We start from the raw sequence: 12,897 nt of genomic DNA, 5'->3' as shown, positions 1-12,897 counted from the left end.
AGAGGGATCAGATCGTGACCTTGCGCGATCCCAGGTCGTTTTGCCAGTCGTCCTGCAGCGCCAGGAAGAACGGGCGGCGGGTGTCGGCGTAGGCGAACTCGTAGCCGTAGACGCGCTCGTTCACCTGCACCAGTTCGCCCACGGACACGCCACGCTGGGCCAGCGCGCGATTCGGCACGTCGAGGTGATAACTCTGCGCCGGGCCGCCGGCGACGGCGCGCAGCGTCATGCGGGTAGTGTTCGGTTTGGCCGGCGCCTGGGCGATGTCGATCACGCGGTACTGGCCGGCAGCCATGCGGTCGTCGCCGCTCGAGCTGTTGCTGGAGCTGCTGATCGAATCCGAGATGCTGGCCGACGAGGCCGAACCCGCGCTGGAGGCCGAGGAAGCGAAGCTGTCGGCGTGCACCGGCGCCATGAAAACTGCAGTCGAGGCTGCGGCGAAGGTCGCGGCGCACAGGGCGCGGGCAAGGATGGAAGTGGTCATTGAATTAAGTTCCGGTCGAGCTGAATGTCCTTATGGTACAAGCAGTTGCAGCCGGCGACTACCCATCCGTCGCGGCCGCGACACGGTTTGACGACTCAACGCGTCCGAATCCACGCCGCGCCATGCGTGATGCAGCCGCGGTTGACGTTGTCGAGGAAGCGGATCGCTTCGTTCATCGACACGCCTGGCGGCAGCAGTTGCTGCAGCGTGGCGTCGTCGGTGACGCGGTCCAGGCCATACGAGATGGCGCGCGATACCTCGCGCGCCAGCTGGCCATCGCTGTTGTAGAGCGCATCGTAGACGCCGGCCGCTTCCCAGACCGGGACCAGGCCGGGGCTGGTACTGTCCTCGAAGACCACTGCGGTGGGAAAGCCCTCGTCATCGCGTACGAGTTGAAAGGTGAAGCTCACGTTGGTATGTGGTGGTGGGTGGATGGTATCGGCGCGATGCTATCACGTGTGTGGATCGGGTGCAGGCGGATGCGGGCAGATACGCGGCTCACCAGCCATGCTCCCGCGCCCTCAAGACCGTCACCCCCGCGAAGGCGGGGGCCCAAGTTTGCTCGCACCACCAACTACGCTCGCCATATCGGCAATGCGGCGAACTTGGATTCCCGCCAAGGTGGCCGACGAGGCCGGGAACGACGTGCTGAGGGGCGCGGGCCAAAAGGTTTCGCTAGCGGTGATTTCCAATCATCGAGTCGAGCAACTCGATCCAATGCGTCACCGGCGCCGCAGTCCCCGACTGCAGATGCGTGATGCAGCCGATATTCGCCGACACGATCTCGCGGGCGCCGGTCGCCGCCAGACTGGCCAGCTTGCGCTCGCGCAGTGCGTGTGCGATATCGGGATGCAGCATCGAATACGCGCCGGCCGAACCGCAGCACAGGTGATTGTCGACGCACAGCGCCACGTCGATGCCGGCCGCATTCAGCACGCTCTCCACCTTGCCCCGGATTTGCTGCCCATGCTGCAGCGTGCAGGGCGGGTGATACGCGACGCGCCCGCCGCTTCTACCCTGCGCCAGCACCGCGACCTGCTGCTCGAACTGCAGCAACACCTCCGACAAGTCACGCGTGATAGCGCTGATGCGCCGCGCACGCTCGGCATACTGCGGATCATGCGCCAGCAGGTGGCCGTATTCCTTGACCGTCACACCGCAGCCCGACGCCGTCATCACGATCGCCTCCACCTGCCCTTGCTCGATGTACGGCCACCACGCATCGACGTTGCGCCGCATGTCGTCCAGCCCCTTGTCCTGGTCGTTCAGGTGATAACGCAGCGCGCCGCAACAGCCGGCCTTCGGCGCCGCGATCAGCTGCACGCCCAGCGCATCCAGTACGCGCGCCGCGGCGGCGTTGATGTTGGGCGCCAGCGCCGGCTGCACGCAGCCGTCCAGCACCAGCATCTTGCGCGCGTGCGCCCGCGCCGGCCAGCGGCCGGGATCGCGCGCCGGCCGCAGCTTGTCCTGCAACGCGGGCGGCAGCAAAGGACGCAACGCCTGCCCCGCCCTGAAGGCCGGTTTGAACAGCCGCGCGCGCGGCAAGACCTCCTTGAGCGTGATGCGCCGCATGCGCTCGCCCAGCGGCCGCGCCACCCGCTCGTCGACCAGCTTGCGCCCGATATCGAGCAGCCGCCCGTAGCGCACGCCCGACGGACAAGTGCTCTCGCAGTTGCGGCAGGTGAGACAGCGGTCCAGGTGAAGCTGGGTCTTGCGGGTCGGCTGCGCGCCCTCCACCACCTGCTTGATGAGATAGATGCGCCCGCGCGGGCCATCGAGTTCGTCTCCCAGCAACTGGTAGGTGGGACAGGTGGCGGTGCAGAAACCGCAATGCACGCAGGCGCGCAGGATGCTTTCGGCCTCGGCGCCTTCTGGCGTCCCCTGGAGGAAAGCGGCGAGCGTGGTCTGCATCGTTCAACCCTCGCGCTGCGGGAACATGCGGCCACGGTTGAAGATCCGCTGCGGATCGAACGCGTCCTGCATCCTGGCTTGGATCGCCTCCAGCGCCGGCGTCAGCGGCTGGAACACGCCAACCGCTTTGTCGCCGTCCCGGAACAGCGTCGCATGCCCGCCGCAAGCCTGGGCCGCGCGCCGGATCGCCTGCGCGGTGGCGGCGCCGCTGCCCGCCCGCAGCCAGCGCTGCGCCCCGCCCCACTCGATCGCCTGCGCGCCTTCCAGCCCGATGGCGCCGGAGGTGGACGGCAGCGACAGGCGCCACAACGCCTCGTCGCCGGCGAAGAACGGCAAGCGCTGCTCGCGCACGGCGGCCCAGAATGCGTCGGCATCCGGCACGGCTTCGCCTCCCAGCAGGCGCCGCGCCGCGCTCACCGCCGCCTCGGCCCCGGACAGGCGCAGCATCAGCACGCCGCCGCACCACCAGCTGCCCGACAGCGGCAACGGACGCCCGCCCCATTCGTTCAGGCGCCGGATGGCATCAAGCTCGCCCAGCTCGAAGCGCAGCGTGGCTGCGGCGACGGGACGCGGCAGCACCTTGAGCGAGACTTCCAGGATCACGCCGAGCGTGCCGAGCGAACCGGCCAGCATGCGCGAAACGTCGTAGCCGGCCACGTTCTTCATCACCCGGCCGCCGAAGGCCAGCACGTCGCCCTTCCCGTCCAGCAGCTGCGCGCCCAGCACGAAGTCGCGCACGGCGCCGCTAGTGGCGCGACGCGGGCCGCACAGGCCGGAGGCGACCGCGCCGCCGACCGTGGCCCCGGGTCCGAAGTGCGGCGGCTCGAAGGCCAGCATTTGATGGCGTTCGGCCAGCGCAACCTCGATGTCGGCCAGCGGCGTGCCGCAGCGCGCGGTGATCACCAGTTCGGTCGGCTCGTAGTCGACGATGCCGGCATGGCCGCGCACGTCGAGGACGTCGCCCTGCGGCTGCTGGCCATACCAGTCCTTGGTGCCGCCGCCGCGGATGCGCAAGGGCCGCCCGGCGCGCACGCGTTGCTGGAAGTAGTCGATGAGCTGGTCCAAGGCGGCCCCATTCAAAAACGCGGCAGGTCGGGGAAAGGCAGCGCGCCGTGGTGCACGTGCAGCTTGCCGAATTCGGCGCAGCGGTGCGGCGTGGGAATCGCCTTGTCCGGATTGAGCAGCATCGGAGGGTCAAACGCGCGCTTGACGGCAAAGAAGGCGTCCAGCTCCTTGCGCCCGAACTGCACGCACATCGAATCGATCTTCTCCGCGCCCACGCCGTGTTCTCCGGTGATGGTGCCGCCCACCTCCACGCACAGCGCCAGGATCGCCGCGCCGAAGGCTTGCGCGCGCTCGAATTCGCCCGGCCGGCCGGCGTCGAACAGGATCAGCGGATGCATATTGCCGTCGCCCGCGTGGAACACGTTGGCGCAGCGCAGGCCATACGTGGTCTCCATCTGCGCGATCCCCGCCAGCACGCGCGCCAGCTGCCTGCGCGGGATGGTGCCGTCCATGCAGTAGTAGTCGGGCGAGATGCGCCCCGCCGCCGGAAACGCGTTCTTGCGCCCGGACCAGAAGCGCACCCGCTCCGCTTCGCTGCGCGACACCGTGATCGCGGTCGCCCCGGCCGCGCCCAGCACCGCGCGCATGCGCGCGATCTCTTCCGCCACTTCTTCCACCGTGCCGTCGGCCTCGCACAGCAGGATCGCGGCAGCGTCTAGATCATAGCCGGCCTTGACGAAGGGCTCGACCATGCGCACCGAGGTGCGGTCCATCATCTCCAGCCCGGCCGGGATGATGCCGGCCGCGATCACGGCGGCCACCGCGTCGCCGGCCGCCGTCACGTCGAGAAACGAGGCCATGATCACCTGCGCCAGCGCCGCCCGCGGCGCCAGCTTCACCGTCACCTCCAGCGCCACGCCCAGCATGCCTTCGCTGCCGATGAACACCGCCAGCAAATCCAGCCCCGGCGCATCGGGTGCCGCGCCGCCCAGCTCGACGACCTCGCCCTCGATGGTGGCGACGCGCACGCGCAGCACGTTGTGCACCGTGAGGCCATATTTGAGGCAATGCACGCCGCCCGCATTCTCGGCCACGTTGCCGCCGATGGTGCAGGCGATCTGCGACGAGGGATCGGGCGCGTAGTACAGGCCATACGGCGCGGCCGCTTCCGAGATCGCCAGGTTGCGCACGCCCGGCTGCACGACGGCCGTGCGCGCAATCGGATCGACATGCACGATGCGGTTCATGCGCGCGGTGGACAGCACCACGCCGTCAAGCATCGGCAGCGCGCCGCCCGACAAGCCGGTGCCGGCGCCGCGCGGCACGATCGGCACCTGCAATTCGCGGCACACCGCCAGGATCGCCAGCACCTGTGCTTCATCGGTCGGCAGCGTGACGATCAAAGGCAATTGGCGGTAGGCGGCCAGGCCGTCGCATTCATAGGGACGGGTGTCCTCGGGATCGGACAGCACGCAAGCCGCGGGCAGGCGCGCGCGCAGCGCGGCGGCGACCTGGGCGCGCCGCGCTGCGATGTCAAAAGCCGGGTCTGTAACCATCTCTTGCATGGCTCGATTGTAAGCACTTTTACAGCGTTTTGGCGTATCCTCGACCCATCGTTTTTTTAGCTGAAAGATAAGGCAAATCATGGGCAACCGACTTTCGAAAATCGCGACCCGCACCGGCGACGACGGCAGCACCGGCCTGGGCGACGGCAGCCGCACCGGCAAGGACAGCGCGCGCATCCACGCGCTGGGCGAGGTCGACGAGCTCAATTCCTTTGTCGGCCTGCTGCTGTGCGAAGACATGCCGGCGGATACCCGCGAAGAGCTGGTCTCGATCCAGCACGACCTGTTCGACCTGGGCGGCGAGCTGTGCATCCCCGGCTACCAGATGATCAAGGAAGAACACGTGGCGCGCCTCGACGCCCTGCTCGAGAAGTACAACGCCGACCTGCCGGTGCTGAAGGAATTCATCCTGCCGGCCGGCTCGCGCGCGGCCTCGACGGCCCACGTGTGCCGCACCGTGTGCCGCCGCGCCGAGCGCGCCATCGTCGCGCTGTCGAAAGAAGAAGACATCCACGCCCACCCGCGCCAGTACGTGAACCGCCTGTCCGACCTGATGTTCGTGCTGGCGCGCGTGCTCAATCGCTTCGCCGGCGGCAGCGACGTGCTGTGGCAGCACGAGCGCAAGCGGGGCTGAGCGTGAACGCCATGGACGACTTCATCGGCGTCTACGACGACGCCCTCACGCCACAGCAATGCGACGCCCTGGTGGCGCGCTTCGACGCCAGCGACAAGGTGGTGCGCGGACGCACCGGCAACGGCGTCGACGTGGTCAAGAAGGACAGCTACGACATCACCATCAACGGCTATCCCGAATGGGAAGACGCCACCCGGCTGCTGCTCGCATCGATGATGCGGCACCTGGTGCAGTACGTCGACCGCTACCGCATGATGCTGATGGGATCCCTGTCGCCGACGCTGGCGCACCCGCAGACCGGCGCCCCGACCGTGCTGACGATGGCCAACTTCGACGAGATCGGCCGCGGCTACATCGAAGACCTGGTGCGCGTGCTGTACCGCCCCGGCACCATCAACCTGCAGAAGTACCTGCAGAACAGCGGCGGCTACCACCACTGGCATTCCGAGATCTATCCGCAGAACGCCAGCTGCGAGTCGCTGCACCGGGTGCTGCTGTGGATGTTCTACCTGAACGACGTGGAAGATGGTGGCGAGACCGAATTCATGTACCAGGGCCGCCGCATCGCGCCCAAGAAGGGACGGCTGGTGATCGCGCCGGCCGGGTTCACCCACACGCACAAGGGCAACGTGGCGAAAAGCGGCGACAAGTACATCGCCACCTCGTGGATCCTGTACCAGCGTGCCGAAGCGTTATTCGGGCAGCCGGCTACCTGAACGACTTCCCTACGCAATATTACCGATATTTCGCAATTGAACCATAACAAAATGCGGTATTTAATGTTCAGTCTGCGATTTTGTTCATTATTTCGTGAAAAGCACGCAACGGAATTTCATGATTTTTCGCTTTTAGCGGATTTGTATCGGTAAAATAGTGACGTGCGGAAACATCCCGGTCCGCGCTCTCACTTCCGGTACATTCATGAGCCTGCAAAGCAACTACGTCTCCACGATTCAATCCGCCTACCTGGCGTTCTACGGCCGCCCGGCCGACCCCGAAGGCCTGGCGTTCTGGTCCGCCGCCCTCGCTGCCAACAATGGCAACTTCAGCGCCATCAGCGTCGACTTCGCTCATTCCGCCGAAACGCAGGTGCGCTTCGGCGACGCTGCATCCACCGTCGATCGCATCACCGACATCTACCAAAATCTGTTCAATCGCGCACCGGACGCCGAAGGCCTGGCCTTCTGGAGCGATGCAGTCGACAACGGCCACCTGTCGATGGCCGAGCTGTCGCTTTCCATCATGCAGGGCGCCAGAGGCGATGACCTCCCAATGGCCGCGCTGCGCCTGCAAGCCGTCGAGTCCTTCACTGCCCAGGTCGAGGCCAGCGGCAGCGACTACGCCGGCTACCCGGCGATCGAAGCCGCGCGCGTGCTGGTGCGCGCCGTGACGCTGGACGCCAGCGCCACCGACATTGCCGACCTGGTCGATGCCGCCGTCTCGTTCGCCGCCACCGCCACCAACACCCCGGCCGTGGTGGATGCCTTGGCTTCGGGCGGCGCGCTGCTGGCCCTGTACGACACCGTGCGCGGCACGGGCGACCCGGTCGCCCTGACCCAGACCCTCGCCGACACCGCCGCAGCGGCCGCCGGCAACCCGGCCACGCTCGATTCGTTGCTGCGCGGCGGCGGCATGACCAAGGTGCTGCAAGTGATGCCGAGCGACGCCAGCCTGCAGGACGTGGTCGACGCCCTCGCCAGCGGCGGCCTGCCGGCCGCGGTCGAGGTGGTGTACCCGACCCAGCCGGTATCCCCGACCGTGCCCGTGTCCGGCGTGGAACTCTCGTTCGTGAGCGTCACCGAAGGCCCGCTCGACGCCAAGCCTGACAACGTCACCAACCAGGCGGTGGCCGACGTCACCTTCAGCTACACCGGCAAGGGATTGAGCGCCGGCCAGCAGTTCGAATACAGCATCGACGGCGGCAAGAGCTGGATCGACACCGGCATCGACGTCGTGCCCGAGACCGGAATGGTCGTCATCAAGGATCTCGCCCTCGGCGGCAAGGGCGACATCGAACTGCTGCCGCTGCGCGGGCAGGTTCAGGACGCCGCCACCGTGGTGATGCTGCGCGCAGCGGACGCCAGCGGCGCCGGCGCGACGATCAGCCAGGCCATCGTCTACGACAGCGCGGCTGACGCGCCGCAGGTCGCCCTGGCGCACCCCGGCGCCGGCAATGCGCTGTTCACCAACGACGCCACCCTGCTGGTCACCGGCACCGAAGCGAACGCGAAGATCGAATACCAGGAACTGTCGTTCGTCACCCAGAACGCGTGGAGCACCAGCCTCCCGCAGATGCAGGACGGCGAGCACACCGTGCTGGTGCGCCAGACCGACGCCGCCGGCAACGTCAGCAGCGCGCGCGCCATCAGCTTCACGCTCGACACCGGCGCGCCGGCGGCGCCGGCCGTCACGCTGGCGCACGACACCGGTATCTACTTCGGCGACGGCATCACCGCCGCCGGCCAGGTCAGCATCGCCAACCTCGAAACCGGTCCCGGCACCGCCTGGGAATACAGCCTGGATGGCGGCGACAAATGGCTGCCGGGCGGCGCCAACGACGGCAGCGGCAAGGCGACGCTACCGCTGACCGGCGACGGCGCCAAGACCGTGCTGGTGCGCCAGATCGACGCCGCCGGCAACCCGGGCGAGGTCTCCAAGCCGCTCTCGTTCACGCTCGACACCTCGGTGCCGGCGATCGCGATCACCTTCGAGGGCGTCGACGGCGCCGACGCCGCCGGCTCGAATGCCACCGAGGCCACCACGGCCGACGTCCACTTCAGCTATGCGGCCGACCTGCCGGCCGGCTACTACGTCGAATGGCGCGTGGGAGAAGCCCAGTGGGCGATCCTCGACGGGAGCCAGATCGACACCGGCGCGCGCACCATCACCATCCCCGACGTGGCCCTGGACACCTCGGACCCGACGGTCGAACTGCGCCTGGTGACCCCGGCCGGCAGCCGCGGCGAGATCGTCAGCCAGCCGATCGATGGCCCGTTCGGCAACATCGTGCCGACGCTGGAACTGGCCCCCGGCGCCGGCGGCGTCTCCGTGACCAGCAACGTGGCCGGCGACATCTACCTGACCTCGACCGAAGGCGACGTGCAGGTGTTCTCCAACGACCCCGGCATGGGCGCCATCAACGGCACCGTGCTGGTGGGCGCGCAGCAGGACATCGTCTCGGGCAGCTTCAAGGTGGTACCGCAGGACGGCGACGCGCTGCGCGACACCGGCGGCGGCATCTACACCCTCGGCACCAGCGGCGACGACGTCGCCGGCGACAGCGCCGTGTGGGGCTTCGGCGGCAACGACACCCTGACCGGCACCGCCGGCGACGACACCCTGGTCGGCGGAAAAGGCGCCGACATCCTCACCGGCGGCGCCGGCCACGACGCGTTCGTGATCGCCGCCAGCGGCGACTCGACCCAGCCTTTGATGAACAACGGCGTGGCCGTCATGGGCGGCATGGACAGCATTACCGACTTCGATGCGGCCGACGACCTGCTGGTCTTCGCACCGGGCACGCTGTACGCCGACAAGAACGGCATGACGGTGAGCACCACCTTCTACGCCTCGCTCGAGGACATGCTGACCGATGCCAGCGCCCACCTGCGCAATTACCAGAACGAAGGCGGCGTGTTCGCCGGCCAGGTCGGACGCGACGTCTATGTGGCGGCGCTCGGCACCGATGCCCCGCCGAGCTACGGCTTCGTCGGCAACAGCTCGCCACTGGTCAAGCTCGAGAACGTCTCGGTGCTCGACCTGACGCTCGACCAGATCGGCGGCGTGAGCGGCGAGCTGCACTACAGCGGCAACGGCACGGTGGCCGACGACGCCAAGGACCTCGGCCTGCTGCAGGCCGAAAGCCCGCTCGGGGCGGTCTACCTGCGCGGCCTGGCCGGCAACGACATCATCGAAGACAGCGCCCAGGACGACGTCATCATCGGCGGCGCCGGCGGCGACGATATCTACCTGAGTGGCGGCGCCGACATCCTGGTGGTCGGCTCGGGAACAGACTCCAACCTGGCGAGCATCACCGCCATGATGGAGCGCAGCTACGATGTTGTAGAAACGTCGTCGGGCGACGCCTTCACCTTCGACTTCGGCTTTGCGGTGCAGGGCGTCGGCGCGACCGAGATGCCAATGCCGCAGGGCGGTGGCGCGGACGGGATCTGGGCCGCCATCAACAGCGGCTATGACAGCGCAGCCCACTCGCGCTACGACGCGGTGCTCATGAACATCGAAGGCAGCGACTTCCTGATCGTGAACAACGGCGACGACGTGATCGACGCCAACGACATCGGCATCCTGATCGTCGGCTCGGGCAATATCACGCTCGATACCTTCGGCAACGTGGTGTACACGCCATACGTCGACAACGGCGCCGGCATCCCGGGCGATACCGGCATCGGCATCCCTTGATCGCTTGACGGCTGATGCGGCGCTCGTTGCGGCGCGCGCATGACGCAGCACCCTGAAACCCGCTTTCTCGCGAAAGCGGGTTTTTTTCATGGGACGCCGGCGCGCGGCAGGAAGGCGTCCCACGGCGGGTGTTCGCCCATCTTCTCGAGCAGAAAGTCGATGAACACGCGCACCTTCTGCGGCAGGAAGCGGTCCTGCAGATAGACCGCCACCACCTGGCTGCCGAACATGCCGACCGGCCGCAGTTCCGGCAGCACGTGCAGGGCGCGTCCGGCGCGGATGTCCCCGCCCACCACGAAGGTCGGCAGCAGCGCGATGCCGGCGCCGCCCAGCATCGCTTCGCGCAGCGGCTGGCTGCTGTTGATCGCCAGCGCGGCAGCGGGCCGGAACTGCAGCAGCGCGCCGTCGTGCTCGAAGTTCCAGGTCGCGCCCGGGCCGCTGTCGGCAAAGCACAGGCAGCGGTGCACGGCCAGCGCAGCGAGGTCCGGCGGCATGCCGTGCCGTTCGACGTAGCCAGGCGCCGCCGCCAGCACGTAGCGCAGGGGCGCGATCGGCCGCGCCACGGCGCTCATCAGGTCAATCCTCGGCGTCAGGCGCAGGGCGACGTCGATGCCCTCTTCCACCAGGTCGACATGGCGGTCGGTCAGGTTCAGCACCACGCGCACTTCGGGGTAGCGCGCCATGAACTCGGGCAGCAGCGCGGCCAGCTGGCTGTTCCCGAACGCCATCGAGGTGCTCACGCGCAACGTGCCGCTGGGGCCATCCTGCATGCCGGCCAGCGTCGACTCGATCACGCGCGCCTCGTCGACCATGCGCTGCGCATGCGCGTGGATCGCGCGCCCCGCTTCGCTCAGGCCGATGCGGCGCGTCGAGCGGTTCAGCAGCTTGACCTGCAGCGCGCGCTCCAGGCGCGCCACCGCTTTGCTGACGGCGGCCTTGGTGCTCCCCATCTGGCGCGCGGCTTCAGAAAAACTGCCCGTGTCGACCACGCGCACGAAGGCCCACAGGTCGGGAAAATCGCGCGGTTTCAGCTCCGGCATGGTGTCTCCCTGGGAAACAGTGAGTTGTCGTTGCGCCGTATTGTAACGACAAACGATAACCAATAGTCTGATTGCCATGACAACCGGAGGAAATCATGACGACCCTGACCGCTTCGAAAACCGCCCCCGTGCATGCGGGACCGTTCGCGCTGCCCTTGCTGTTCATCCTGATGTGGAGCTCGGGCTACGTGGTGGGCAAGCTCGCCCTGCCCTATGCCGGGCCGTTCACCTTGCTGTTCCTGCGCTTCGGCGTGGCGGCGCTGGTGCTGTTCGTGGCCGCGCTGGTGACCCGGGCGCCGTGGCCGGCGAACGGCAGGCAGTATGCGCACCTGGTGGTGGTCGGCCTGCTGATCCAGGCGCTGCAATTCTCCGGCCTGTACACGGGACTGAATCTGGGCGTGAGCGCCGGCGTGTCGGCGTTGATGGTCGGCACCATGCCGCTGTTTACGGCGCTCGGCGCCAGCGTCTTTTTGCACGAGCGCGTGAGCACGCGCCAGTGGCTGGGACTGGCTGGCGGCCTGTTCGGCGTGGCGCTGGTGGTGGCGGACAAGATCGGCGCCAGCGACGCCGGGCCGGCAGCCTACAGCGCGGTGCTGCTGGCGCTGGCCGGCATCACGCTGGGCACGCTGTACCAGAAGAAGTACTGCGCCGGCATGGACCTGCGCACCGGCGGCTGCGTGCAGCTGGCGGTGGCCAGTATCGTGGCGCTGGTGTTGTCGCTGCAGGTCGAGGGGTTCCAGGTGCAGTTGACGCCCGCGCTGCTGCTGGCGTCAGGCTGGCTGTCGATCGTGAACTCGATCGGGGCGATCAGCCTGTTATTCTTCATGATGCGCAAAGGGGAAGCGAGCAAGGTGGCGAGCCTGTTCTACCTGATTCCGGGGGTGACGGCGGTGCTGGGGTTTGCGCTGCTGGGGGAGACCTTGAGCGTGATGGCCGTAGCAGGCTTCCTGGTTACCGCCGCAGCAGTCTACGTGTGCACAAGGACAGCGCCCGATCGCAAATGATTGATCATCCTGATGACGCGTCGACGCCAGGCCGACGCGTCACCATGCATCCCAACCAACTCGACAACGCCGCTTCAGGCGGCTTGTGCGTAGCCGTTATTTGTCGACGTTTTCGGAACAACCTGGATCGCCAGGCCCAGCGCATCGAGCAGGGATGCGATCGTTTCGAACCTTGGCTTGCTCGACGGTCGCAAGGCCTTGTAGGCACCTTCGCGCGTCAGGCCAGCTTCTTCTGCCACTGCCGCCATGCCTCTGGCCCGAATCACATTCTTGACTGCTTCGTTGATGAGTGCCTGATTTCCACTGGAAATAACATCGTTGATGTACGCGGCGATCGCCAGATCGCTTGTCAGGCTGTCGACGACATCCAAATCGTCCAGTCCTTCGACGCCGTCCAGCGTGTCCAGTTTGTATTCGTCGTCATGGTGCTGCATGATCACCTCCTTTTGGCCTTCGGGATCGTTCGAGCGACGGCCGCCTGTTCCTTCACGATGGCGTCGCGCTGCTTTTTCAATTCAGCCAACAATTCCTGAGCATGCCTGATATCTGCTTGTTGGCTTGACTTGTCGCCGCCCACGAGCAACAGAAGAATACTGTTGTCCAGCGTCTCGGTGAAGTAGACGCGGTAGCCGGGCCCATGGTTGATCCTGAGCTCGGATACACCCTTGCCACACGGCTTGACGTCCCCGTAAAGCCCTGCCTGCACGCGCTCGATTCGCGCACTGACCATGGTTTTAGCGATTGCATCGGCAAGATCGTCATACCAGCGACGAAATGTCGGAGTACGCTTGATGGACTTCCTCTGCATCGAAGCATTGTAATCACTTGTTCACAC

Annotated in this window: 12 protein-coding genes; 4 read left to right on the top strand and 8 right to left on the bottom strand. The window is 67.0% G+C overall.

Annotation, left to right across the window (positions count from 1 at the left end; genetic code table 11):
* Nucleotides 1–7 precede the first annotated feature (7 nt).
* From QPK27_RS11055 to QPK27_RS11035, 5 genes are all read right to left on the bottom strand, one after another.
* A complete protein-coding gene (locus QPK27_RS11055; protein WP_290418285.1) occupies nt 8–484 on the bottom strand; it encodes a hypothetical protein in 477 nt (158 codons plus the stop codon).
* Nucleotides 485–579: 95 nt separating this feature from the next.
* Nucleotides 580–894 carry a hypothetical protein gene (locus QPK27_RS11050; RefSeq protein ID WP_290418284.1) on the bottom strand — a complete coding sequence of 105 codons (315 nt, stop codon included), beginning with the start codon at nt 892–894 and terminating at the stop codon, nt 580–582.
* 265 nt (nt 895–1,159) lie between these two features.
* The gene (gene glcF, locus QPK27_RS11045) at nt 1,160–2,395 is read right to left on the bottom strand and encodes a glycolate oxidase subunit GlcF (protein WP_290418283.1); all 1,236 of its coding nucleotides are present in this window, start codon (nt 2,393–2,395) and stop codon (nt 1,160–1,162) included.
* A gap of 3 nt (nt 2,396–2,398) precedes the next feature.
* Nucleotides 2,399–3,460 (bottom strand): glycolate oxidase subunit GlcE, encoded by a 1,062-nt coding sequence (gene glcE, locus QPK27_RS11040; RefSeq protein ID WP_290418282.1) that lies wholly within the window; start codon nt 3,458–3,460, stop codon nt 2,399–2,401.
* A gap of 11 nt (nt 3,461–3,471) precedes the next feature.
* Entirely contained in the window at nt 3,472–4,956 is a 1,485-nt protein-coding gene (locus QPK27_RS11035; protein WP_374047051.1) for an FAD-linked oxidase C-terminal domain-containing protein, read from the bottom strand.
* A gap of 88 nt (nt 4,957–5,044) precedes the next feature.
* On the opposite strand from QPK27_RS11035, the gene QPK27_RS11030 reads away from it, so the two are divergent.
* The 3 genes from QPK27_RS11030 (at nt 5,045) to QPK27_RS11020 (ending at nt 10,018) form a co-directional block, all read left to right on the top strand.
* Complete coding sequence (locus tag QPK27_RS11030; protein ID WP_290418280.1) at nt 5,045–5,599, top strand: cob(I)yrinic acid a,c-diamide adenosyltransferase; 555 nt, start codon at nt 5,045–5,047, stop codon at nt 5,597–5,599.
* Nucleotides 5,600–5,610: 11 nt separating this feature from the next.
* Nucleotides 5,611–6,315 carry a 2OG-Fe(II) oxygenase gene (locus QPK27_RS11025; protein WP_290418312.1) on the top strand — a complete coding sequence of 235 codons (705 nt, stop codon included), beginning with the start codon at nt 5,611–5,613 and terminating at the stop codon, nt 6,313–6,315.
* Between the two features lie 205 nt (nt 6,316–6,520).
* Nucleotides 6,521–10,018 carry a DUF4214 domain-containing protein gene (locus tag QPK27_RS11020; RefSeq protein ID WP_290418279.1) on the top strand — a complete coding sequence of 1,166 codons (3,498 nt, stop codon included), beginning with the start codon at nt 6,521–6,523 and terminating at the stop codon, nt 10,016–10,018.
* A gap of 86 nt (nt 10,019–10,104) precedes the next feature.
* Here the strand turns inward: QPK27_RS11020 and QPK27_RS11015 are convergent, their stop codons facing one another.
* On the bottom strand, nt 10,105–11,058 hold the full coding sequence (locus tag QPK27_RS11015; RefSeq protein WP_290418278.1) for a LysR family transcriptional regulator: 954 nt from the start codon (nt 11,056–11,058) through the stop codon (nt 10,105–10,107).
* Nucleotides 11,059–11,153: 95 nt separating this feature from the next.
* Here QPK27_RS11015 and QPK27_RS11010 point away from each other — a divergent pair, with 95 nt between their 5' ends.
* On the top strand, nt 11,154–12,062 hold the full coding sequence (locus tag QPK27_RS11010) for a DMT family transporter (protein ID WP_290418277.1): 909 nt from the start codon (nt 11,154–11,156) through the stop codon (nt 12,060–12,062).
* A 74-nt stretch (nt 12,063–12,136) separates the two neighbouring features.
* Here QPK27_RS11010 and QPK27_RS11005 read toward each other — a convergent pair whose 3' ends face one another.
* Together QPK27_RS11005 and QPK27_RS11000 are read right to left on the bottom strand one after the other, a co-directional pair.
* Nucleotides 12,137–12,496 carry an addiction module antidote protein gene (locus QPK27_RS11005; RefSeq protein WP_290418276.1) on the bottom strand — a complete coding sequence of 120 codons (360 nt, stop codon included), beginning with the start codon at nt 12,494–12,496 and terminating at the stop codon, nt 12,137–12,139.
* A gap of 2 nt (nt 12,497–12,498) precedes the next feature.
* Nucleotides 12,499–12,870 carry a type II toxin-antitoxin system RelE/ParE family toxin gene (locus tag QPK27_RS11000; RefSeq protein ID WP_290418275.1) on the bottom strand — a complete coding sequence of 124 codons (372 nt, stop codon included), beginning with the start codon at nt 12,868–12,870 and terminating at the stop codon, nt 12,499–12,501.
* Nucleotides 12,871–12,897: the final 27 nt, after the last annotated feature.

The organism is Massilia sp. YIM B02443, assembly GCF_030411955.1.
Classification (GTDB): Bacteria; Pseudomonadota; Gammaproteobacteria; order Burkholderiales; family Burkholderiaceae_D; genus Telluria.
This window is presented reverse-complemented; position numbering and strand designations above follow the sequence as displayed.